Origin of the sequence: Chitinophaga sp., from assembly GCF_019236475.1 — a bacterium.
GTDB lineage: Bacteria > Bacteroidota > Bacteroidia > Chitinophagales > Chitinophagaceae > Chitinophaga.
In genome coordinates this window covers 294,483-316,479 of sequence record NZ_JAFAIX010000003.1, presented here as the reverse complement: position 1 = coordinate 316,479, position 21,997 = coordinate 294,483, and the positions used below count along the sequence as shown (strand labels likewise).

The 21,997-nt window shown below is 43.1% G+C and carries 14 protein-coding genes; 11 read left to right on the top strand and 3 right to left on the bottom strand.

The features are described 5' to 3' along the window. The first annotated feature begins 191 nt into the window (after positions 1 to 191). Both JO154_RS03480 and JO154_RS03475 read left to right on the top strand, forming a co-directional pair. Positions 192 to 1,088, top strand: coding sequence for a DUF4382 domain-containing protein (locus tag JO154_RS03480; protein WP_291941847.1), 897 nt, complete (start codon positions 192 to 194; stop codon positions 1,086 to 1,088). Between the two features lie 155 nt (positions 1,089 to 1,243). Continuing rightward, positions 1,244 to 1,864 (top strand): hypothetical protein, encoded by a 621-nt coding sequence (locus tag JO154_RS03475; protein WP_291941846.1) that lies wholly within the window; start codon positions 1,244 to 1,246, stop codon positions 1,862 to 1,864. 644 nt (positions 1,865 to 2,508) lie between these two features. On the opposite strand, the gene JO154_RS03470 is transcribed toward JO154_RS03475, so the two are convergent. Together JO154_RS03470 and JO154_RS03465 are read right to left on the bottom strand one after the other, a co-directional pair. Further along, entirely contained in the window at positions 2,509 to 4,902 is a 2,394-nt protein-coding gene (locus tag JO154_RS03470) for a glycoside hydrolase family 31 protein (RefSeq protein WP_291941845.1), read from the bottom strand. A gap of 239 nt (positions 4,903 to 5,141) precedes the next feature. Then, on the bottom strand, positions 5,142 to 6,272 hold the full coding sequence (locus tag JO154_RS03465) for an oxidoreductase (protein ID WP_291941844.1): 1,131 nt from the start codon (positions 6,270 to 6,272) through the stop codon (positions 5,142 to 5,144). A gap of 85 nt (positions 6,273 to 6,357) precedes the next feature. Here JO154_RS03465 and JO154_RS03460 point away from each other — a divergent pair, with 85 nt between their 5' ends. After that, positions 6,358 to 9,537: a triple tyrosine motif-containing protein gene (locus tag JO154_RS03460; RefSeq protein ID WP_291941843.1), complete on the top strand. Its 3,180-nt coding sequence runs from the start codon at positions 6,358 to 6,360 to the stop codon at positions 9,535 to 9,537. 46 nt (positions 9,538 to 9,583) lie between these two features. Further along, complete coding sequence (locus JO154_RS03455; RefSeq protein WP_111592699.1) at positions 9,584 to 10,252, top strand: response regulator transcription factor; 669 nt, start codon at positions 9,584 to 9,586, stop codon at positions 10,250 to 10,252. Positions 10,253 to 10,542: 290 nt separating this feature from the next. On the opposite strand, the gene JO154_RS03450 is transcribed toward JO154_RS03455, so the two are convergent. Continuing rightward, entirely contained in the window at positions 10,543 to 10,692 is a 150-nt protein-coding gene (locus JO154_RS03450) for a hypothetical protein (RefSeq protein WP_291941842.1), read from the bottom strand. A 231-nt stretch (positions 10,693 to 10,923) separates the two neighbouring features. Here JO154_RS03450 and JO154_RS03445 point away from each other — a divergent pair, with 231 nt between their 5' ends. From JO154_RS03445 to JO154_RS03415, 7 genes are all read left to right on the top strand, one after another. Further along, the gene (locus tag JO154_RS03445; RefSeq protein ID WP_291941841.1) at positions 10,924 to 12,825 is read left to right on the top strand and encodes a DNA topoisomerase IV subunit B; all 1,902 of its coding nucleotides are present in this window, start codon (positions 10,924 to 10,926) and stop codon (positions 12,823 to 12,825) included. A gap of 24 nt (positions 12,826 to 12,849) precedes the next feature. Further along, positions 12,850 to 13,740 (top strand): DUF1835 domain-containing protein, encoded by an 891-nt coding sequence (locus JO154_RS03440; protein WP_291941840.1) that lies wholly within the window; start codon positions 12,850 to 12,852, stop codon positions 13,738 to 13,740. After that, positions 13,697 to 14,146, top strand: a complete 450-nt coding sequence (locus tag JO154_RS03435; protein ID WP_291941839.1) for a hypothetical protein — start codon at positions 13,697 to 13,699, stop codon at positions 14,144 to 14,146. Before JO154_RS03440 ends, JO154_RS03435 begins: the two co-directional genes overlap by 44 nt. A gap of 14 nt (positions 14,147 to 14,160) precedes the next feature. Further along, positions 14,161 to 16,695, top strand: a complete 2,535-nt coding sequence (locus tag JO154_RS03430; protein ID WP_291941838.1) for a DNA gyrase/topoisomerase IV subunit A — start codon at positions 14,161 to 14,163, stop codon at positions 16,693 to 16,695. Positions 16,696 to 16,832: 137 nt separating this feature from the next. Next, positions 16,833 to 18,173, top strand: coding sequence for an SMI1/KNR4 family protein (locus tag JO154_RS03425; protein ID WP_291941837.1), 1,341 nt, complete (start codon positions 16,833 to 16,835; stop codon positions 18,171 to 18,173). A gap of 51 nt (positions 18,174 to 18,224) precedes the next feature. Next, positions 18,225 to 18,671: a YbhB/YbcL family Raf kinase inhibitor-like protein gene (locus tag JO154_RS03420; protein WP_291941836.1), complete on the top strand. Its 447-nt coding sequence runs from the start codon at positions 18,225 to 18,227 to the stop codon at positions 18,669 to 18,671. 225 nt (positions 18,672 to 18,896) lie between these two features. Beyond that, a complete protein-coding gene (locus tag JO154_RS03415; RefSeq protein ID WP_291941835.1) occupies positions 18,897 to 21,929 on the top strand; it encodes a DUF2723 domain-containing protein in 3,033 nt (1,010 codons plus the stop codon). Positions 21,930 to 21,997 lie beyond the last annotated feature (68 nt).

The window sequence follows — 21,997 nt, the reverse complement described above, 5'->3', positions numbered from 1 at the left end:
TAAACTCCGATAACTTTTAGGCATCTATAATAAAACGTTAAAAACGGGGCTCGCAAATTATTGCAATAAGGGGTGATTGTCTTGCGTTTTTAGAATTGTAATAATCCGTTGATGAGCCATTGCCAAAAGATGATTTTTCAACCAAACTTTTGCATCCATAATTTCTTTATTGATTTTAAAACCAGTTATTTATGAAGAATTCTCTCCGTAATGCCGGATTGTTTGTTGCGGTAATTATTGCAGGGGCAGCATTATTTAGTGCTTGCAACAAAGATAGTTCCGTATCGAATCAGCCAATCCCGGCGAATCAACAAAAAGTGGCCCTTTACCTTGCAGATGATCCAGGATTTTTTGATCAAATCTTACTGGATATCAGGAAAGTAGAGGTACTGGTAGACACCTGCGGAAATATTGACAATGACGACTGGAACGATAAAGACCGTTGCGGTTGGGACGACCAACTGGGCAAAAAGAAAGACAGTTGCCAAGTTTGGGATTCATTGCCAATCAAAGCAGGCGTTTACGATTTGTTAACACTGCGCAATGGTACCGACACCCTGCTGGCTGGCGGTAACATCAGAAAAGGTACGATGGAAAGAATTCGTATCACTATTGGCAGTCAGAACTCTTTAGTAAAGAACGGTATAACTTATCCGGTAACGTCTCAGACTGGACAAAGCAAAATCATTGTACGTGTAAGACACACAGAATGGGATCAACTGTCTAGTGATAACATGCGTCTGTGGCTCGACTTTGATGTACAACGTTCTATCATCAAAACGAGAGATGGTAAGTTCTTCCTGTCTCCGTTCATCAATGTATTCACTATCCTGAAAATGGGAGGTGTATACGGTCAAATTACGCCTAAGGACGCATATCCTGTAGTGTCTGTGTACAACAGTAATAAAGATACACTGTATGCACTGCCATGGGGAGATGGCTTCTTCAAGGTGCGTGGTCTGAAACCAGGTAACTGGAATGTGTTTATTAACCCTGTAGCCACCTACAAGGATACTACTATCAGCAATGTAACTATCAACGCTGGTAAAGAAACCAATCTGGGCGATATTAAGCTCAGCAAGAAATAGGTTGGTATCATAAGTTATAGCAAGGGCTGACCAAAAAGTCGATTCGGTGCAATCAATTTACTCCTGATTGCGTTATACTGAATAACTGGCTTTTTAGTCAGCCCTTCTTATTGTTTATATATGTATTTTTTCTCTAACTTGTGAAAAACTTTATTATGCGTCAGTTACTGTTACTATGCCTGTTTCAATGTGTTGTTTTGCTGGGGATGGCCCAGGAACAATTGCAGTACAAAGTACCCAAACATAACCAGCGGGATGAAAAAGGCCGGAAACAGGGTTTATGGATGGAAGATGTTGGGGAGCTGCGGGGCGAGCCTGGATATACTTGGGAAGGCAATTACAAGAATGACCGTAAGGAAGGTATCTGGAAAAAAACCACCGCTGCAGGCTACCTGATTGCGGAAGAAACCTATAAGAATAATGTACTGAATGGTTATTGCAAATATTTTTTCAATGATGGGAAGAAGAGTGCAGAAGGCCTGTATGTATCCACAGAAATTCCTGGCCAGAAGGATACCATTATGGTAGTCGATTTACAATCCGGCGTAGAAAAGCCAGTGGAAATTGTGCGGGAAGGTAATTCCGTAAGACAAGGCCTGTGGAAGGTGTATGATGAAGAAACGGGCCATATGGTAAAGGAATATTACCGAATGGGAGAGCAGGTTTCGGCAGCAGAGATGGGGGAGACAGATTCCATCCCTACACCAGTAGCTCCTAAAGCTGCGCCGACGCATTTGCCCCATGAGAGTATGGGTTCCGGCAGGAAGAAGCACTAGGGCTAAAATGAACAGCTAAAAAGACAAAATGAACAAAAAGATTTGTCCATTTTAGCTTTTTTTATTGTACTTTCATTTTAGATGGATGATAACTGTAATGTGACCCTTGAAATACGCATCTAGTATTTCTTTATCTTATAATCCTATTTAATTTGTTTGTATGAAAAGCCTGAGTTTAAATCACGTTGAACGCAATTCAGACACTAATCAGTACGAAGTTGTCACAGACAAAATGGAAATATTATTCAGGGCAGTATTTGTCTTTTTGATATTCTGTGCCCTGATGTCTATATGTTTCCTGTCTATTTATTATTGATATACGTCTCCAAGCAATAAACATATACAATTCATCAAAAGCAAAAGCCCTCCATATGGAGGGCTTTTGCTTTTGCCGATTCACTCGGCCAGTAAATAGTTTGGCTGCCACCACCAATTGCAAAAAGGATTTTTTCAATGAAAGCCTTTGTAGTATTGGTTTTTAATTAGAGATAACCACAAAATAACTGTTGATGTTATTCATTTTGTTCATTCCTGGCATTTCAGGTCTGTTCATTTTGTGGTGATGTTTTGTCCTTTTACATTTGCGCAACTAAAGTTGGCATAGGTTAGGACAAAGCACGCCAGATATCTATCTATGGTGCCTTTTATTTTATAATAATTTCCTCAATGCCTTTATCCGCAACAAATTCCAATACTTTCGTTTCTGGGTGTACAGTGAATGACCCGATGGCCTGGCCGTCTCCCAAAATCTGCACTGGCGTAAACGGTAATCCATGTACTTTAATACGGAAACGGGTATACGATGTTTCATAATTCACATAGTATTGTTTCTTCAGCCAGAACTGGTTGGCGGAGGATTGCTGCTTGAAGCGGATCACATTATACTGGCCATTTTTATAGCCATAATGATCGCCGGCATCCTCATAGAGCGTACTCTTGGTGATGGTGTCCGCATAATAGGCTTCCAGGATCATTTCTTCCAGCTTTTGTTCGCCGGTGTATTGCATCACTGGGTAGAACGGTATTATAGCGCCTGCCTTCACAAACAGTGGCATTTCTTCCAACGGGGTAGGTACTGTTACATGCTGACCTCCCGTAGATACCTGATCTGTCCAGTAGTTGTACCATTTGCCTTTAGGAAGATATACATCCTTTTCCTTCATACCGGCTTCATTGACATGGCTGATGAGCAGGGAATCACCGAACATAAACTCATGGCTGCAATCCAATGTTTCCTCCTCATGCTGCGCTACGAAGGCCAGCGGACGGATCATAGGCGTACCATGTTGTGCATATTGCCAGAAAGTTGTGTAGAAATAAGGGAGGAGCTGATAACGCAGGGAAATGAACTTCTTCACTACTGCTTCATACTCTTCTCCAAAGCTCCAAGGCTCTTGGTTGAAGCCAGTTTCATTGCTGGCGCTATGGGTACGCATTAGGGGATGGAAAGACGCGAGCTGAATCCAGCGGGTATATAACTCTCCGTCTGGTTCTCCGATAAAGCCACCGATGTCGCTGCCAGTAAAGGAAATGCCGGATACTGATAGTCGCTGACACTGTACTGCAGCCAGCCACAAGTGCTCCCAACTGGAAACGTTATCGCCCGTCCAAACGGAAGACCAGCGTTGTGCACCCGCATAACAGGAACGGGTGATGACAAACGGACGGTTCGGCATCAGGTAGCGTTTAAGTCCTGCGGAAGTAGCTTTACTCATCAAGTGACCGTAGATATTATGCGCTTTACGATGACTTACTTCTTCGCCATCGTAGTCATGGCGCACATCTTCAGGGAAGGTGCCCATTTCAAAAACGGCGGGTTCGTTCATATCGTTCCAGACGCCGCGAACACCGACTTCCGCCAGTCCTTTGAAGAGTCCTGCCCACCAATCGCGTACTTCTGGGTTTGTGAAATCAGGGAATACGCATTTACCGGGCCATACATCCCCTTCCATCAGGGCGCCATCGGCGCGTTTACAGAAGTAATTATTTTTGATGCCTTCTTGGTAGATACTATAATCTTGGTCTACTTTAATTCCTGGATCAATGATCACCACCACTTTAAAGCCCTCTGCTGCTAGATCTCTGATCATCCCTACTGGGTCAGGAAAGTATTCCTTGTTCCAAGTAAAGCAGCGGAACCCATCCATATAGTCGATATCCAGGTAGATCACATCGCAAGGGATCTGGCGTTTCCGGAATTCTGCTGCGATATCGCGGACTTTCTTTTCTGGGTAGTAGCTCCAACGGCATTGGTGATAGCCTAAAGTCCAGATAGGAGGCAGTTCCGGCGTACCGGTAATGCGGGTATATTGTTCGGCCACTTCCATGAGGTCCGGACCGTAAATAAAGTAGTAATTCATTTCACCGCCTCTGGCCCAGAAGCTGCAAACATCTTCTCTTTCTTTTCCGAAATCGAAGATAGTACGGAAGGTATTATCGAAGAAGATGCCATATCCGATACCCGCATGTAGGCCGTAATAGAAGGGAATATTGCGGTACAGCGGATCCGTATCTTTCTGAAATCCATAAGCATCTGTACCATAATTTTCCAGCCGCTTTCCGCGAAGATTCAGTTCTGTTGGTTTATCTCCGAGGCCGTAGAATACTTCTCCTTCATGGATCAGTTTACTGCAGTAAACAATTTTTCCGCCTTTCTGCAAATAATGCTGCCAGTGAAAGCCCATTTCGTCCTCATTGATGACTTTACCTGTGAGGTCGGTAATCGTGACGCGCAGATTATCTCTGGCAATCAATACTTTGATGCAGTTGGTATAAATTTCAAAATTTTCTTCCCATTCCTTGATGCCAAAATCGATAGGAGATTCTTCCAATGTATCGCTGGTAGCGTAAGAGAAATCGCGTTGAAAAGTGCCGTCTGAGGCATATCTGAAGCGAATAATTTTATCAGAAATCACCCTTACTTCCAGGATGGTTTCTGAAGTATAGAATGAAAAGTAGTTGCCTTCTTTTTTCCATGACCGGATAGTATCCGGGTAGTGTTTCGCAGAATACTTGCTGGATGAGGTTTCGACTTGCATAATCTCTATTTCAGTGACCGGGTAATGCCCGGGGGTAAATTATAAAAAATTCTGGGAATTCTCCATTTCTGCGTTGGAGTTGTATATTATTACGTTTACGATGAAATATATCCTGTTGGCAAAAAAGTATATAAAATGACTAAATATCTTATTAACTTACCAGCAATAAATGTACTTTTTGCTTTAACCTATTCCAGCGGTGCGCCTTTCCAGGAGCACCTTTTTGATTAGCGGACGGTTCATTTTCCCGCTGCTTTCTCCACTACTGCAATCTGTTTTCCTGCTAAGTATACTTTTTTCCCTTTGCGTGCTTTTACAGCGGTATGATAACCAGTGGAAATCTGTTTCCAGGATTGACCACCATCGGTAGAAATCTCAGTGCCACTGGTGCCAGTGCATAGCAGCGTACGGTTGTCTATCCAGGTAACGGCAGATTTATAGCCTGCAGGCGGCATCGCTGGGGCTGTCCAGGTTTTGCCACCATCGCGGGTAAGGAAACAGTTTTTATCCGTCAGTTGATCATTCATATAATCACCGCCCACAATGATGCCATTGGATGCATCGATGAATGCCACGGAAAATGCGCCAGTGCTGCTTTTACCCTGTAATAACGGTAACGGGTATACGCTCCAGTGATTATCAATTCCTGCTTGCTGAGAAGAGTTGTTGTAGGTAAACAGACGGGATACCTTACCACCTGTAACGAACAGTGCTTTGTTGGAAGGTAATGTAATCAGACTGCTATTGCTAGCGGCAAAGATGGCCTCTCCATCGCTGGCAGCAGGTAAAGAGGAAGTAGGGGCCATTGTCCAAGACCTGCCACCGTTGAGTGTGCGGAGAATGGTAAATCTTGCCACACCGGCACTGTCTTTTAAAGGATCGCCGATGGCCATGCCTTGTTGGGCATTGAAGAAGATGAGCCCGTCAAAGAAGATGTCTTTTTCACTGTTATGGTAGACATTTTCCCAGTGTTTACCGCCATCGAGGGTGAGATAGATAAGTGCGGGAGATGCGATACTCACGACTACGGCCTTCAGGCTGTCGAACGCATGGATGGAGCGGAAATCGCAGCTATCAGCTATATGAAACCACTGCCAGTCTTGCCCGCCATTGGTAGTGCGGCCTACCATTCCGCCGGTTCCTGAAACCCATACCACCTTGTCGTTCACGGCTTGCAATCCGCGGATACTCTTCATGGGAGGCTTCTCGCAAAGGATTTTTACATTATATTGCTGTTGGGCTTTCCCTAGAAAAGCAAGGAGCAATAGGAATGGCAGTAGAAGTAATTTGATAGGAGAAAGGAGCCGCATAATGCGCCACTGCAGAGAATTAGGGAGATGGGGATAGCCACCGTGTCTGAAATTTGACATAAGTTATAATATTTATTTCCAATCTGTTAAGCGGGAAGAAAATTACAAAATTGCTATAAAGTGTGGCGCAGATTTATATATTTGCATGAAGCACCATAACCTGCTTACTGTCATTAACACTAAAACCATCGTGCACTTACCGCGTAAACTGAAAATACTCTTCCTGATCTGCCTATGCCTAATACCGGTGAGTTTATTGCGCGCCCAGGAAAAACCGTATATATTCGACAGCTATAGTGTCAATGAGGGACTTTCCCAAAGTTCCGTCTATGATATCGCCCAGGACGACCAAGGATTCATGTGGTTTGCCACCAGGGATGGTATCAACCGATTCGACGGGTATATATTCAATGAATATCGATATAAGCCTACTGTTCAAATTAAGCCTGGAGACGGGAAAGGAGAGCTAGTACCCCGGACGATTAACGGGAACAGGGCCGTTATCAACCGGTTTGACCTGAGTGGCTATAAGGGCTATTCCTTTTTTAAGGATAGTCGCAATCGCCTGTTGCTCGCTCATAACAACGGCGTTTGTATCTATGATAAATACAGTAATCGCTTCAGAGAAGTATTTCCGGATACTTTAAAAGCCAATATCAACACGGCAGAGCGGGATGCGCTCTATAAATTCCGGGTGTTAGGAGAAGATACTGCTACCCGCAGTTATTGGATCTGGCGTCCGATGAAAGGTATTTATGTTGTGGACCGGGATTCATTCCGAACCAAACGGATTATTGCCTATCCGCGGCAGTTTCAGCAGAGTGGCATTGTGCCCACCGTCGCTTATAAAGACGGTGATCAGATCTGGATGAATTATCAGCCGGGCGAGATGCTGGCATTGAACGTCAAGACAGCGCAATTACAGATATTTTGTTTGCCAGGAGTGGGACAACGTCCGGTGATGAGAAGTCTGAACCGGGATTCCTTAATTATCGTCAGTGCAGGGCATATTACCATCTTCAATAAAAAGCGGAATAAGTTCAGCGATCTAGCGTTTGACGTACGCAATGAGCGGGGAGAAGCATTTGTACCCAAGGTAGTAGAGTTGGACCACGACGGCAATGCCTGGATTGGTGGCAATGACGGCGTATTGATATATAGTATTGCCAGGAATGAAATTATCCGGCACATTGTAAGTTTCAATACGTTTGAGACACATTCCTTCAACGATGTCATCTTCTTATACAGGGATGCCTCGGATAACATGTGGGTGGGCACAGATGGAGATGGGATAAAGAAATATTCTCCTCATAAAAAAGTATTCAATCTTTATAGATCTCCGTATATCACGCATAATATGTGTATGTCCGTGTACAAGCATGACGACGGCAAACTCTATGTGGGCCTGATGCGGGACGGACTGAACGTATATGAAGAAGGAGGACGTTTCCTGGAGCGCATTTCCAATGAAACCTATCCGGGCAAGTTTCCGGGAAATGATTTAGCAGCGATTTGCCGGGAGGATTATGAGCATATCTGGCTCAGTTTTACCGGAATGCATATAGGGTTATTCAATGTAATATCCCGCAATTTCACTGATCTCACCCAGCATGTGAAGAAGATGGGGTTGCCGGATGATCCGAATAGACTGCCATTCCTTTTCAAGCGTCAGAATGGAGAAGTGTACTTCAACTATGGGCATTATTTATTGATGTTTACGGAAGATGGCGGTCGCTATAAAGTGAGTATGGTACATGATTTCGGGGATGAATTGCTCACCGCCTATTATGAAGATATGATGGGCAACCAGTATGCAGGTACACGTTCGGCTGTGTTTGTGCGTCATACGGGGAGTAGTAGATGGAACAAAGTGGTATTGCCAGAAGGCACCATGGTGAAGTCTATCACCAAAAATTCCCATAAACAGGCATTGGTAGCGGGAACGAAAGGCTTATTCGTATTGAATGAGCAGGACCAAATCATACAGCATTTCAACAGTTACGATAATCCTAAGCTCATCAATGATTATATCTATGGTGTGTTATTGGATGATAAGGATAGGGTGTGGGTGAGCCATAATAAAGGCTTGTCGCAGATTAACATGCAGACCAACGAGATCACTTCATTTAACCATGAAGATGGGTTGCAGTCGAACGAATTCAACACCGGCGCCTTTTACAAATCCGTTGACGGCGAACTGTTTTTCGGAGGTATACGAGGTGTGAATGGTTTTTATCCTAAGAATTTCCGGAACAATCCTTATTATCCAAAAGTGGTGATACGGCGGATGGAAGTCTTGGACAAACCATATGAATCTGATACCGTAGTATCGTTGTTGAAGAAAGTAGAGTTGCCATATAATCAGAATACGATTGCCATAGAGTTTGTGCCGCTGGAGTATACTAATCCGCCGAAGAACCGGGTGCAGTATAAGTTAGAGGGGGCGGATGAAGATTGGGTAGATGGAGGGACATTCAGGATGGCGCGTTATACCAATTTACATCCGGGAAAATACACCTTTAAAGTGCGGGCGTCCAACAATGATGATATTTGGAATGCCACGCCTACTACTTTAGAGATATTGATTCGGATACCGTTCTGGCAATCCTTGTGGTTTAGATTTTTATTGTTGTTATTATTGCTAGGTATTGCTTATTATTTTTCTACCTTGTATCTTGATTATAAGATTCGTCATGAGAAGCTGAAATTGGAGAAGGAGCAGGCCGTGGATCAGGAGCGTGCGCGTATCAGTAGTGATATGCACGACGACTTGGGATCTGGACTGTCGACCATCCGCTTATTGAGTGAGATAGCAAAACGGAAAATACAGGATACATCACAGACGCGCGAGATAGAGCGTATATCAGAGACGGCAGGGGAGATGGTAGACAAGATGAGTGAAATCATCTGGGCTATGAATTCATCCAATGACTCGCTGGCCAATTTGATTGCCTATATGCGCAGTTTTGCGGCTGATTTCTTGGAGCATGCACATATAACGCATCAGTTTTACATTCCGGATACGATCCCGAATATCAAGCTGAGTGGGGGAACCAGAAGAAATATTTACTTAGCAGTAAAGGAATCGCTGCACAATGTGGTGAAGCACGCGAAGGCCACGGAAGTGATGATAGAAATAAAGATGAACAACAGGAATATGACCATCATGATTAAAGACAATGGTCAAGGATTTGATCAGGAGAAGGTAAGGTTATTCGGCAATGGACTAAAGAATATACAGAAGAGAGCGCAGGCTGTAGGGGGCAATGCAGAGATTACATCCAACAACGGAACGATAGTTTTTCTCGATATCCCACTAAATTGACATACATTTGTTACAAGTAACATTTAAGTGTTAGAATTACTAAAACATGACGGTATACTCAAAGAAGAAGTCCCAGGATAACATGGATATTATCTCTATTGCGATAGTAGAGGATAACCATGATATTCGCACGGCTATGGAATTGCTGATTAATGGTTCTGACGGATATGCCTGTGTTGGCACTTTCAATAATGCAGAAACCGCACTGGAACAAATCCCTCAATTATTACCGAATGTGGTGCTGATGGATTTCAACCTGCCCGGAGGTATGAATGGTATTGAATGTATTGCACGGCTGAAGGCAGAGTATCAGGACATGCAGTTTATGATGCTGACGGTTTATGAGGATGATGACAAGATTTTCAATGCACTGGAGGCTGGCGCTAGTGGTTACATTCTGAAGAAAACCTCTCCTGGTGAATTACTGGAAGCGATTCGTGATTTACATGAAGGAGGAAGTCCTATGAGTTCGCAGATTGCGAGAAGGGTAGTTGCCTTTTTCCAGAAGCAGGCCAAGCCTAATCCGGCATTGGAGGCACTGACGACGCGCGAAAAAGAAATCCTGGATCAGTTATCAAAAGGATTTTTATATAAGGAGATTGCCAGCAATCTGTTTATCAGTATTGAAACTGTGCGCAGACACGTACATAATATCTATGAAAAACTCCACGTACGCAGCAGAACTGATGCTGTTAACAAATACTATAACAGGTAATTTTTCCGGATAAATGAATTAAAAGAGGCTGTTCAATCATGATGGACAGCCTCTTTTTTGTAATACGGATGCCTGGGAGTGAAATTAGCTCTTCACATATCGGCGGATCAGGTGTGCGAGCAGTACCATTGCTGCAATCAACAGACAGGCACTTTTGAAAAGAAAACCAGTTTTCATAGGATCGGGGATTAATGATGAACATAATCTGCCAGAGCCATGCTGAAAATTCATTGGTTCAGGTATTGTAGAAGAGCCGGTTAACCGGAAGTAAAAATTTAACAATTGCTTCCTTACCGCATCATTTGCCAGGAATCAAACTTCCGGATCAGTTGGAGGAGTTTGTTTCCTACATTGCTTTCTTGTTCTTTACGAATGTAGCGAGAAGCAATATAAGCAGCAGCAATAAGGGTCAGGGAGATAATAAGAAATAATGTTTTCATAGGTGCATAGGTTAGGATTTCTGGATATATGGTGTCTTAGGTAAATATAGTAATAAAAATAATATAATCAGATTATATGGGTGTATTTTTTTATTTATCTATCTTATACTTGGGTTGATTCACTGAATCCATTATTTTTGCCTGTAATCCCATTTTGCTAAAAGATTTAGTAGAGCAGGTGGGTGGGATTGACAAAAAACAGCATAAGTATATAGGAAACTTTAATATATTATGGCAAATACGGATAAAACGGATAATAAGGATCTATTTGCTTCCTATACGGAAGACTCCATCAGGTCGCTGGACTGGCGGGAGCATATCCGCCTCCGGCCAGGTATGTACATTGGTAAGTTGGGGGATGGTTCTAGTATGGATGATGGTATTTACATCCTACTGAAAGAGGTAACGGATAACTGTATCGATGAGCACACCATGGGCTTTGGTAAACAGATCGATATTAAGGTAACGGAGCATACCGTATCGGTGCGAGATTATGGGCGTGGGATTCCATTGGGGAAAGTGGTAGACGTGGTGAGTAAGATCAACACTGGTGCTAAATATGATAGTAAGGCCTTTCAGAAATCGGTAGGTTTGAACGGGGTGGGTACCAAGGCGGTAAACGCGTTGTCTAGTTCCTTCCGGGTACAATCAGTCCGTGATGGCAGGTTAAAAGCTGCAGAATTTGAGAGAGGAGTGTTGGTAAAGGATCATAAGGAGACATCGACTACTGAAGGTAACGGTACCTTGGTGACTTTTACGCCGGATGAAACGGTATTTAAGAACTTCAGGTATATCCCTGAATTCTTGGAGAACCAGATCTGGAATTATTGCTTCCTGAATGCGGGTTTGACCATCAGTTTCAATGGTAAGAAGTATCTTTCTAAGAATGGATTGTTGGATTTGCTGCAGCGTAAAACGAATGAGGAAGACCTGCGCTATCCGATCATTCACTTGAAAGGGGAAGATATTGAAGTGGCTATCACCCACGAAAATCAATATGGAGAAGAATATTACTCTTTTGTAAACGGTCAGCATACTACCCAGGGTGGTACGCATTTGGCGGCTTTCAGAGAGGCGTTTGTGAAAACGGTGCGTGATTTCTATAAGAAAGATTATGACGCAACGGATATCAGGGCATCTATCTGTGCCGCAGTTTCTGTGCGTGTACAAGAGCCAGTATTTGAATCCCAGACTAAAACCAAGTTGGGCTCTCTGACAGTGTATGAAGGAGGTCCTTCCATGAAGGCGTTTGTGTTGGATTTCTTGTCCAAGCACTTGGATGATTTCTTGCATCGTAATTCCGCAGTAGCGGAAGCGCTGAAGAAGCGTATTGAGCAGAGTGAAAGGGAGCGTAAGGAGTTGGCAGGGATTAAAAAACTGGCCAACGAAAGAGCTAAAAAAGCGAATCTGCATAACCGCAAACTGCGTGACTGTCGCATTCACCTGAACGAAGAGTTTTCTGGTAAGGAGAAAGCAGAGAATGAAACACGTAGATTGAATACGACTATATTCATTACGGAAGGTGATTCTGCGAGTGGTTCCATTACGAAATCTCGTAACGTGGAAACGCAGGCGGTGTTTAGCTTACGTGGTAAACCGCTGAACAGTTTTGGGCTTACCAAGAAGATCGTATACGAGAACGAAGAGTTCAACTTATTGCAGCATGCGCTCAATATTGAAGAAGGGCTGGAAGGGCTGCGTTACAACAACATTGTGGTAGCCACCGATGCCGACGTGGATGGTATGCACATCCGTTTGTTGATTTTGACTTTCTTCTTGCAATTCTTCCCTGATCTGGTGAAGAATGGGCACGTGTATATACTAGAAACACCGTTGTTCCGTGTACGTAATAAGCAGGAGACTATTTATTGCTACAGTGAGGAGGAGAAGCAGAAGGCAGTGAAGAAATTGGGTAGTAAACCTGAAATTACCCGATTTAAAGGATTGGGAGAGATTTCTCCGGAGGAATTCGGCCGATTTATCGGGGATGATATGCGTATAGAGCCAATCATTTTATCGAAAGACATCCATATCCAGAAACTGCTGGAATACTATATGGGTAAAAATACACAGGCAAGGCAGGAGTTTATCATCAACAACCTGCGCTATGAAAAAGACCTGATAGAAGAATAGTTTGTCAAGAAATTACGAGATCGTATGAGCTTAAAGCATATTGTGTTTGGTCAGCCATCCGTGGCGGTGTTGGCGGAAGCAGTGGGAATGGACGAGAAAATGCAAGGGGATATTCTTTGTTTTGAAGATGACCTCTCTGTAGGCCCGCTGTTTATCCTGGATACCAAGGATGGTCAGGCTTTACGACAACAATGGTGGCAGCAGTTGCAGGGCATTGGTCCGGCAGCAGTGGCACAGGAAATATTTGAAGAAGCCCCAACTCCTGAACCGGAAGAGCCGGAACATTCTGAAGATGAGGCGCGTTTCCTTACCTTGAAAACACAGTTGAAAGAAGACCCCGAACTGGAAGTCTGGATATGGGCCGGGCAAAATGCCCGCGACGTAACCGGCTACTATTGGTTGGTCAGCAAACTATACGATTTCGCCGGACGTATTCATATAATTTACCTGAATAATCTTCCCTTCCTGAATGAAAAAGGGGCAGTATTTTATCCTACCCATCTGCACCAGATTCTGCCCAAGGAATTCCTGAAAGCGAAAAAATTGGCAAGGCCTGTATCTCTGGCTGAATATGAGCTGGACGGGGATGAATGGCATCGCCTGATGAATGAAAATGCGGGTATACGCTTGCTGGAAGGTGGTAAGAAGCTGAAAGGAGAAGCTACCACTTTCTATGATAAAGATCTGCTAGCGCAAACTGGCAAAGAGTTTATCAAAGCTTGGCGTGTAGCCAACCAGGTGAGTGGCAAGCTGAAGTATCCTGTAATGGATTTGTTCCTTGCATGGCGATTGAAAGAACTGGTGAAGGAAGGCAAGTTAGAAAGCAAGGGAGAACTGAAGACTGTCCGAGATTTTGAAGTAAAACAGCCAGGTGGAGAAACACCGGCATCACCAACAAACGAGGCCACAGCATAATATGATCAGTATTACACCGGTATCCCTGCATGGTGCAGATGAAAGAGGCAGTAACTATATATGGGACTGTCAACGCACTGGAGAATTCATGTTGTGTTATAGGAATGCAGGCAGCAGCAGCGGTCAGCATTACCATGAAGGACACAGCGCTAATAAGAATCCGGAAATTATGTACCTGTTTAGTGGAACCGCTGAAATTCACTGGTGTCCGTTGGAGGGTGATGAAATTGTTGTTACGGAGATAACAGCGCCGGCGAGAGTGGAAATCCCTATTCGCATCTGGCATCAGCTAATTGCGGTGACGGATTGCTGTTTTATTGAACTGAACTCCATAGACGATGTACGGAAAGACAGTGTACGTGTATGGAGGGAGGATTTTGAAAAAATGATAAAAGTAAAATCGTAAGTGATATAATGGATATGGAAAATCAAACAACAGACGAATCTCTGCATAATGTCACGCATGTAGGCGGCATGTATGAGAGCTGGTTTCTGGATTATGCTTCCTATGTAATCCTGGAGCGCGCGGTTCCCAGCATTGAAGATGGGTTAAAACCCGTTCAGCGCCGTATCCTGCACGCTATGAAGGAAATGGATGATGGCCGCTTCAATAAAGTGGCTAACGTGATCGGACAAACGATGCAGTATCACCCCCATGGCGATGCATCCATCAGCGATGCCATTGTAAATCTTGGTCAGAAAGACCTGCTCATCGAAACCCAAGGTAACTGGGGAGATGTGAGAACAGGGGATGATGCCGCTGCTGCAAGGTATATTGAAGCACGCCTTTCCAAATTTGCACTGGATGTAGCCTTCAATGGCAAAACGACCCAATGGCAGTTGAGCTATGATGGCCGCAAAAACGAGCCCCTCTCTCTGCCGATGAAATTCCCACTCCTGTTAGCACAGGGAGCGGAAGGTATCGCCGTAGGGTTGTCTACCAAAATATTACCACATAACTTCAACGAGCTGCTGGATGCAGCTATCAAATACCTGAGAGGCCGGAAATTTGATCTCTACCCAGATTTCATGACCGGTGGGATGGTAGACGTCGCGAACTACAATGATGGTAAGCGTGGAGGTAAAGTAAGAGTACGCGCACACATTGAAGAGAAAGATAAAAAGACCCTCCTGGTAAAGGATGTTCCTTACGGTATCACTACCACACAGTTGATGGAGTCTATCGTAAAAGCCAACGACAGCGGTAAAATCAAGATCCGTAAAGTGGTGGATAATACTGCCAAAGACGTGGAAATTGAGGTGCAACTGGCGCCAGGCATTTCTCCAGATATCACCATCGATGCGTTGTATGCATTTACGGACTGTGAGATTTCTATCTCCCCTAACGCTTGCGTAATTGTGGAAGACAAACCGCAATTCATCACCGCTTCTGATCTCCTGAAATCATCGGTTGACTTTACCAAAGACCTGCTCAAACAGGAACTGGAAATTAAACTGGCAGAACTGGAAGACAAATGGCACTATACCTCCCTGGAGAAAATATTCTTTGAGAAAGGTATCTATAAGGAACTGGAGCAAAAACATAAAGATTGGGAAGCCGTTCTTACTGCGATTGACAAAGGATTTGGCCCTTATAAGAAAAATCTCAAACGTGCTATCGTTCGTGAAGATATCCTGAAACTAACGGAAAAGCCTGTACGTAGAATCTACCGTCTGGATATCAACGAACTCACCGAACAGATTAAAGGTATTGAAGGCGAAATCAAGCAGGTGAAACATGATCTGGCTAACCTGACTGAATATACCATTACTTATTATGAAGGATTGCTGAAGAAGTATGGTAAAGGAAAAGAGCGTCTGACAGAAATCAAGACCTTCGATACCATCCAGGTACAACAGGTGGCTATTGCCAATACCAAACTGTATGTAAACCGTGCAGACGGTTTCATTGGTACTTCCCTGAAGAAAGATGAATTTGTAGCAGATTGTTCTGATCTGGATAACGTCATCGTTTTCCTGAAAGATGGTAAAATGGTGGTAACCAAAGTAGCAGATAAAACCTTTGTAGGTAAGGACATCATTCACGTAGATATATTCCGCAAGAATGATGAACGTACCACCTACAATATGATTTATGTGGAAGGCAAAACCGGTGTCAGCTATGCCAAACGCTTCAATGTTACTGGTGTAACCCGCGATAAGGTATATGAACTGGCACATAAAGGTGAGAAGAATTCCAAAGTACATTACTTCTCAGCCAACCCTAATGGGGAAGCGGAAGTCGTAACCATCAAACTCAGTCCTAACTGCTCTGCCAGAAACAAAGAGTTTGATCTGTACTTCGAAACCATTGCGATCAAAGGACGTAACTCCATGGGAAACCAGGTAACGAAATATCCTATTCGCGGGGTGAAATTCAAGGAGAAAGGCGTATCCACACTGGCAGGCCAGAAAATCTGGTATGATCCAGAAACGGGTCGATTGAATACAGAAGAACGTGGTGTGTATATTGGTAGCTTTGAAGGAGAAGATAAGATCTTTGTTGCCTTTAAAAATGGTACCTACGAGCTGACCAATTATGAACTGACCAACCGTTATGAATCTAATGATGTGGTATACATCGAGAAATTCAGTCCGGATAAAATTGTTACTGCCATCTACTTTGATGCAGATAAGAAACAGTTCAATGTGAAGCGCTTCCGCATAGAAACACAGACACTGAATAATAAATTCCTGTTCATCAAGGAAGGCGCCAACAACTACCTGGAAATGGTGACTACCCATACCCAACCGGTAGTACTCCTGAAAACAGGTAAGAAACGCAGCCCTGAAGAGGAGGAAATCAACCTGGCAGAGTTCATTGAGGTAACTGGCTGGAAAGCAGTAGGAACAAGGATTGCCGGAGATGATTTAATCAGTGCAGAATTGTTGTCGGAAGATGAGGACCCAGATCCAGAGGATGACAGCAATGTACAAGGAGAATTATTCTCGTAATATTTGTACGATAGTAGAAACGCGTTGGGCGTTCTCAAATAAAAAGTTAAGAAAGCCGCTACCACTAATAATGGAGCGGCTTTTTTAATTTTTTATAGATATTTTAGTAATAGGATTTTTAATGACAAATGAATCATATGTTGCAGTTTGGCGAACAAATAGAGCGGATCAAAAAGAAGCTACTTGTAGCTGCTAAAATAGATAGTGACCGACATGTTTTCGGAGCTAGTTCGCATCAATATCATATTGGTGAAACTCTGGATGAAGCCGCTGTCAGTGAGTTTGAGAAAACGCACCAGATATCCTTACCTGCCTGTTTTAAAGCATTTCTGTGTAAGATAGGCAATGGGGGAAAATCTCAGCTTCAGTCTGCCGCAGGCCCATTCTATGGCATATATCCACTGGGCGAAAATCTGAATGAAATATGTGATCCCGTGTACCTGCGTCGGCCTGTAAAAATATATCCGCATCTTACAGATGAATACTGGGAAGACCTCACTAAAAGTATCAATGACGATGATATTTCTGATGAAGACTACGACGCTGCATTAGGATCTATTTATGCAGGTATACTGCCTATTGGATCGCAGGGATGCACCTATATACACGGATTAATTTTGAATGGACCACATGAGGGGAAAGTAGTGAACTTGGACCTGGATCGTCAGAAACCAATATTTACTTTTGAGGCAACTTTTTTAGACTGGTATGAACGTTGGTTGGATGAAATCATTTCCGGAGAGTTGACACAGGGGCAGCCCACTTGGTTTGGATATAGAATGGGCGGCCCTGTAGCTACGCTACTAGCGCTTTACAAGAGTGCTTCGGACAAGGTCATTAAATTAGATTGCCTGAATGGAATTCTCGGTAAACATCAGGTGGATGCTGATACTGTTAAGATCTTCGAAAAGGAATATCAATCAGCTACAGATGACTATAAGGAGCTGTGGCTACAAATCCTTAGCAAGTTTAACTACCAGGTTGCCAAGCCTTATCTGGTAACCACTACGAACTTATTGTGTGTGTACCGGTTTATCTTCTGGTATGCAAAAGACAAAAGCCAGGAATGGCGGGAGCATATCACGCAAAATATCCATCAGATCACAGATGAGGAAACATTTCGATTTTGTACATATCTCCTCTTTGAAATGAATTTTGATTATGGTCCATTGATTGTTCCAATGCTGCGCAGCAGCAATAGCGGTATCAGGCAAACGGCCATTTATACATTAGGGAAGCTTAAGCACAAATCGGTTTATATTGATACATTCATTGAAGGCTTGCATGATAATTCCAATAATGTTATTCATTCTTCTTTACAAGCATTAAGCGATATTAAAGATAAACGGTTATTACCTCACTATAAGTTGGTAGCAGAACGGTTTCCTGAGGAAACGGGGTATATACTAAGTAATCTACGGCAGCGGCTTCAAACATATGGCCTTACCTTATCGGATATAAAAAAGAGGGATTATTGATGAGCTGAACTATGATCTTTCTTGCAGTGTTATTATAGATAATGGCATGTTATGAGCAATGTATCACTCCGTATCAGTAGCGCTGCTTTCGTTGAAAAAGGAACAATCCCTACTCAATATACTTGTGATGGTATTGATATCAGTCCTCCACTGGAAATCGATGATATACCGCCAGGTACCGCTTCTCTGGCCATCATTGTTGACGATCCGGATGCGCCAGCTAAGGTATGGACACATTGGGTGGCGTGGAATATACCCGTCACTTCCCTCTTACAAGAGCATTATTCTGGTGCAGTAGAAGGGGTAAATGATTTTGGGCATACTACTTACAATGGGCCATGTCCGCCTAAAGGTGCACATTGTTATCAATTCCGAGTATTTGCATTGGATTGTCAGCTCTCGCTGCAACGAGGTGCTAGTCTTCATGAATTGATCACCGCCATGAGGGGGCATATATTAGCCAAAGGATTATTAACTGCCTATTATTCGCGGAAATAAAAGAGGCTTCATTACTCGTTTTTGGTAAAGAGAGAATGACGTCCAGACGTCACTCTCTCTTTATCTTTTTCGTTGTCCCTGCCCAGCGGGCAGGGCTACAAAAAGAAGAGTTGGGGCTTCTTTTGTGGCAGCCCCTTTATTTTCATTGAATTTTAACTTTTCATATCAGGATAGTCTCCTATTTTTAATAATATCCAATTCGAATTCCCAACTCCAATTAACATCATGAAGAATACTATCTCCCCTAAAAATTTCAAATGGATAAATAATATATCCGGGTGGATCATTTGTGCCATAGCCTGCACAGTGTATATTATGACCAGGGAAGCTACGGTCAGTTTTTGGGACTGTGGAGAATTCATCCCCTGTGCTTATAAGCTGGAGATATCGCATCCGCCGGGAGCCCCATTATTTATCATGTTGGGAAGGATATTCATCATATTGTTTGGTGGCAGTTGGGATGGGGTAGTACCTAATACTCATGCGGCACAACAGGTGAACCTTTTGTCTTCCATAAGCAGTGGATTTACCATTCTGTTCTTATTTTGGACAATTACCCATATGGGGCGCCGACTATTTCAAAAAAAGGATGAAGAGCTTAGTCTAGATAAAACAATTGCTATCATCGCTTCAGGTGCCGTTGGAGCGCTAGCATTTACCTTCTCTGATTCCTTTTGGTTCTCTGCGGTAGAAGGTATCGTTTTCGGTGTTTCTCCGCTCTTTATAGCCATGGCTTTTTGGGCCATACTTAAGTGGGAAGAACAGGCTGACCAACCTTATGCTGACCGTTGGATAATACTGATTGCTTATCTGATAGGATTGTCTATAGGGGTACATCTGTTAAGTCTACTTAGTATTCCGGCTTTGGTAATGACCTATTACTTTCGTCGTTACTCCTATTCACGCAAAGGCGCTATCCTCGCGTTTTTGCTGGCATGTGTACTAACTGGTGTTGTACAAATATTAGTGATACAGGATACGGTAAAAGTAATCGGCTGGTTCGACCGTTGGTTTGTGAATGACTTAAACTTGCCATTTAATTCTGGGGCTATTTTTGCCATCTTGTTGCTGGCAACATTGATAGTGGTAGGGTTATACCAGGCTCAGAAAAAGAAACGCCATTTACTGCAATTAGGGTTACTGTGTTTTACTTTCATCTTAATAGGGTATTCTTCCTATTTCATGATCCTGATACGGGCCAATGCCAACCCTGCTATTAATATGCAGCAGGTAAACAATCCGATAGAGCTAGTAGCGTATCTGGACCGCTCCCAATATGGTTCCTGGCCTATTCTAAGTGGTCCGGATTTTACATCCAAACCTACTGGCTATAAGAATACAGGAGACATCTATTATAAGAATGAGAAAACAGGTAAGTATGATGTGGTAGGGAAAAAAATTGATTACGAATATGATCCAAGTGATATTCACTTGTTCACTCGTGCCTGGAACAATGACAACTCTTCAGGATATGTAGATTTTTACCAGTCGTGGTTAGGTTTGGGTAAAGATGAGAAGCCCACTTTCGGAGATCACATGAAATGGCTGGTAAGCTATCAATTTAATTGGATGTACTGGCGCTATTTTATGTGGAATTTTGCAGGAAGGCAGAATGATTTGCAGGGACTTGGGAATGCGCGGGATGGTAACTGGATTTCAGGTATTCCTTTCTTTGATAATATACGATTGGGCGACCAAAGTCTTTTGCCCGACGCCATGAAAGCGAATAAAGCACATAATCGATTATTTATGTTGCCCTTGTTGTTGGGAATATTTGGCCTACTATATCAATGGAAACATGATCGTCATAATGCGATAGTCGTGTTCTTGTTGCATTTCTTTACGGGTATTGCTATTATCTTATACCTTAATCAATATGGCCCTCAACCAAGGGAACGAGATTACTCTTATGTTGGTTCTTTCTATGCATTTGCCATTTGGATAGGATTAGGGGTGTTAGCGGTTTTTGACTGGATTAAAAAGAGAATGCCGGGTAAAGTAGCGGCCCTTACCGCCGGACTGATATGCTTGGTGGGGGTACCGGTATTGATGGCTTCACAGGAATGGGATGATCATGACCGTTCTATGAAAACATTAGCAAGGGATTATGCGGTTGATTACCTGAATTCTTGTGCACCTAATGCCATTCTTTTTACCGGTGGTGATAATAATACTTATCCGCTGTGGTACGCACAAGAAGTGGAGAATGTCCGTCCGGATGTTCGTGTAAATGTTACGAGTCTACTAGGTACTGATTGGGCTATTAACCAAATGCAACGGAAAATAAATCAAAGCGATCCTGTGCCTTTCAGTTGGACACCAGATAAATACTTGGGAGAAAACCGTAATGCTGTTCCTTTTTATGATATTAGTAAGGTGCCCCAAGATCGTTATTTCAACCTGAATGAAATAATGGCTTTTATAGGGGATGATAATAATAAGCTCCAGACTACAGTGGGAGAAGGTACCAATTATCTCCCTACGCATAAACTCTTCTTACCGGTAGATAAGGATGCAATTGTAAAAAGTGGTGTGGTATCGGCTAAAGACAGTAGTCATATCGTATCGCCGATGACCTTTGACATTACGGCCAATACTTTATACAAAAGTGACTTGGCCCAGTTGAATATTATTGCTGCCAACAACTGGAAACGTCCTATTTACTATTCACCGCCGTTGCCTTATGAATTGGGGTTAGGTAATTATGTAAGTCAGGAAGGGCTGGCTTATCGCCTGGTACCTGTTAAGAAAGAAGAAACGGAACTTGGTAGTAGTGTAAATATAGACGCTATGTACAATAACCTGATGAACAAGTTTCGTTTTGGCGGTGCGGAACATCCGGGTACTTACTTTGACGAAAACGGGCGCAGAATATTATTAGATATACGCAGATGTTATGCTACACTGGGTATTGCACTGGCACAGGAAGGTAGGAAAGATACGGCACTCAAAGTGCTTGACTATGGCTATAAAATGCTGCCAGCAGCCACATTACCTTATGGGCTTGACATTAATAATAATATTATTTCCTTACAATATGCCTACGCCTATTTCTTGAATGGTGATATTAACAAGGGGAATGCTATTGCGGACGAGGTGATCCGCAACAGTAATCAGCAATTAATGTATTACAAATCCTTGCCTGGCAGTTTAGGAGATGCTTTTTCGAGAGATAGCCAATCCTGTAATGAGATTATCGCTCGTTTAGAACAGATGAAAAAGGGATTTGCGGATTCTACTCATTTACAACTGAAATAGCGCGCTTTAATCAACTTGCCTAAACGAAATAAAAGAAAAACAAGCTGTCGTCCCTGCCCACTGGGCAG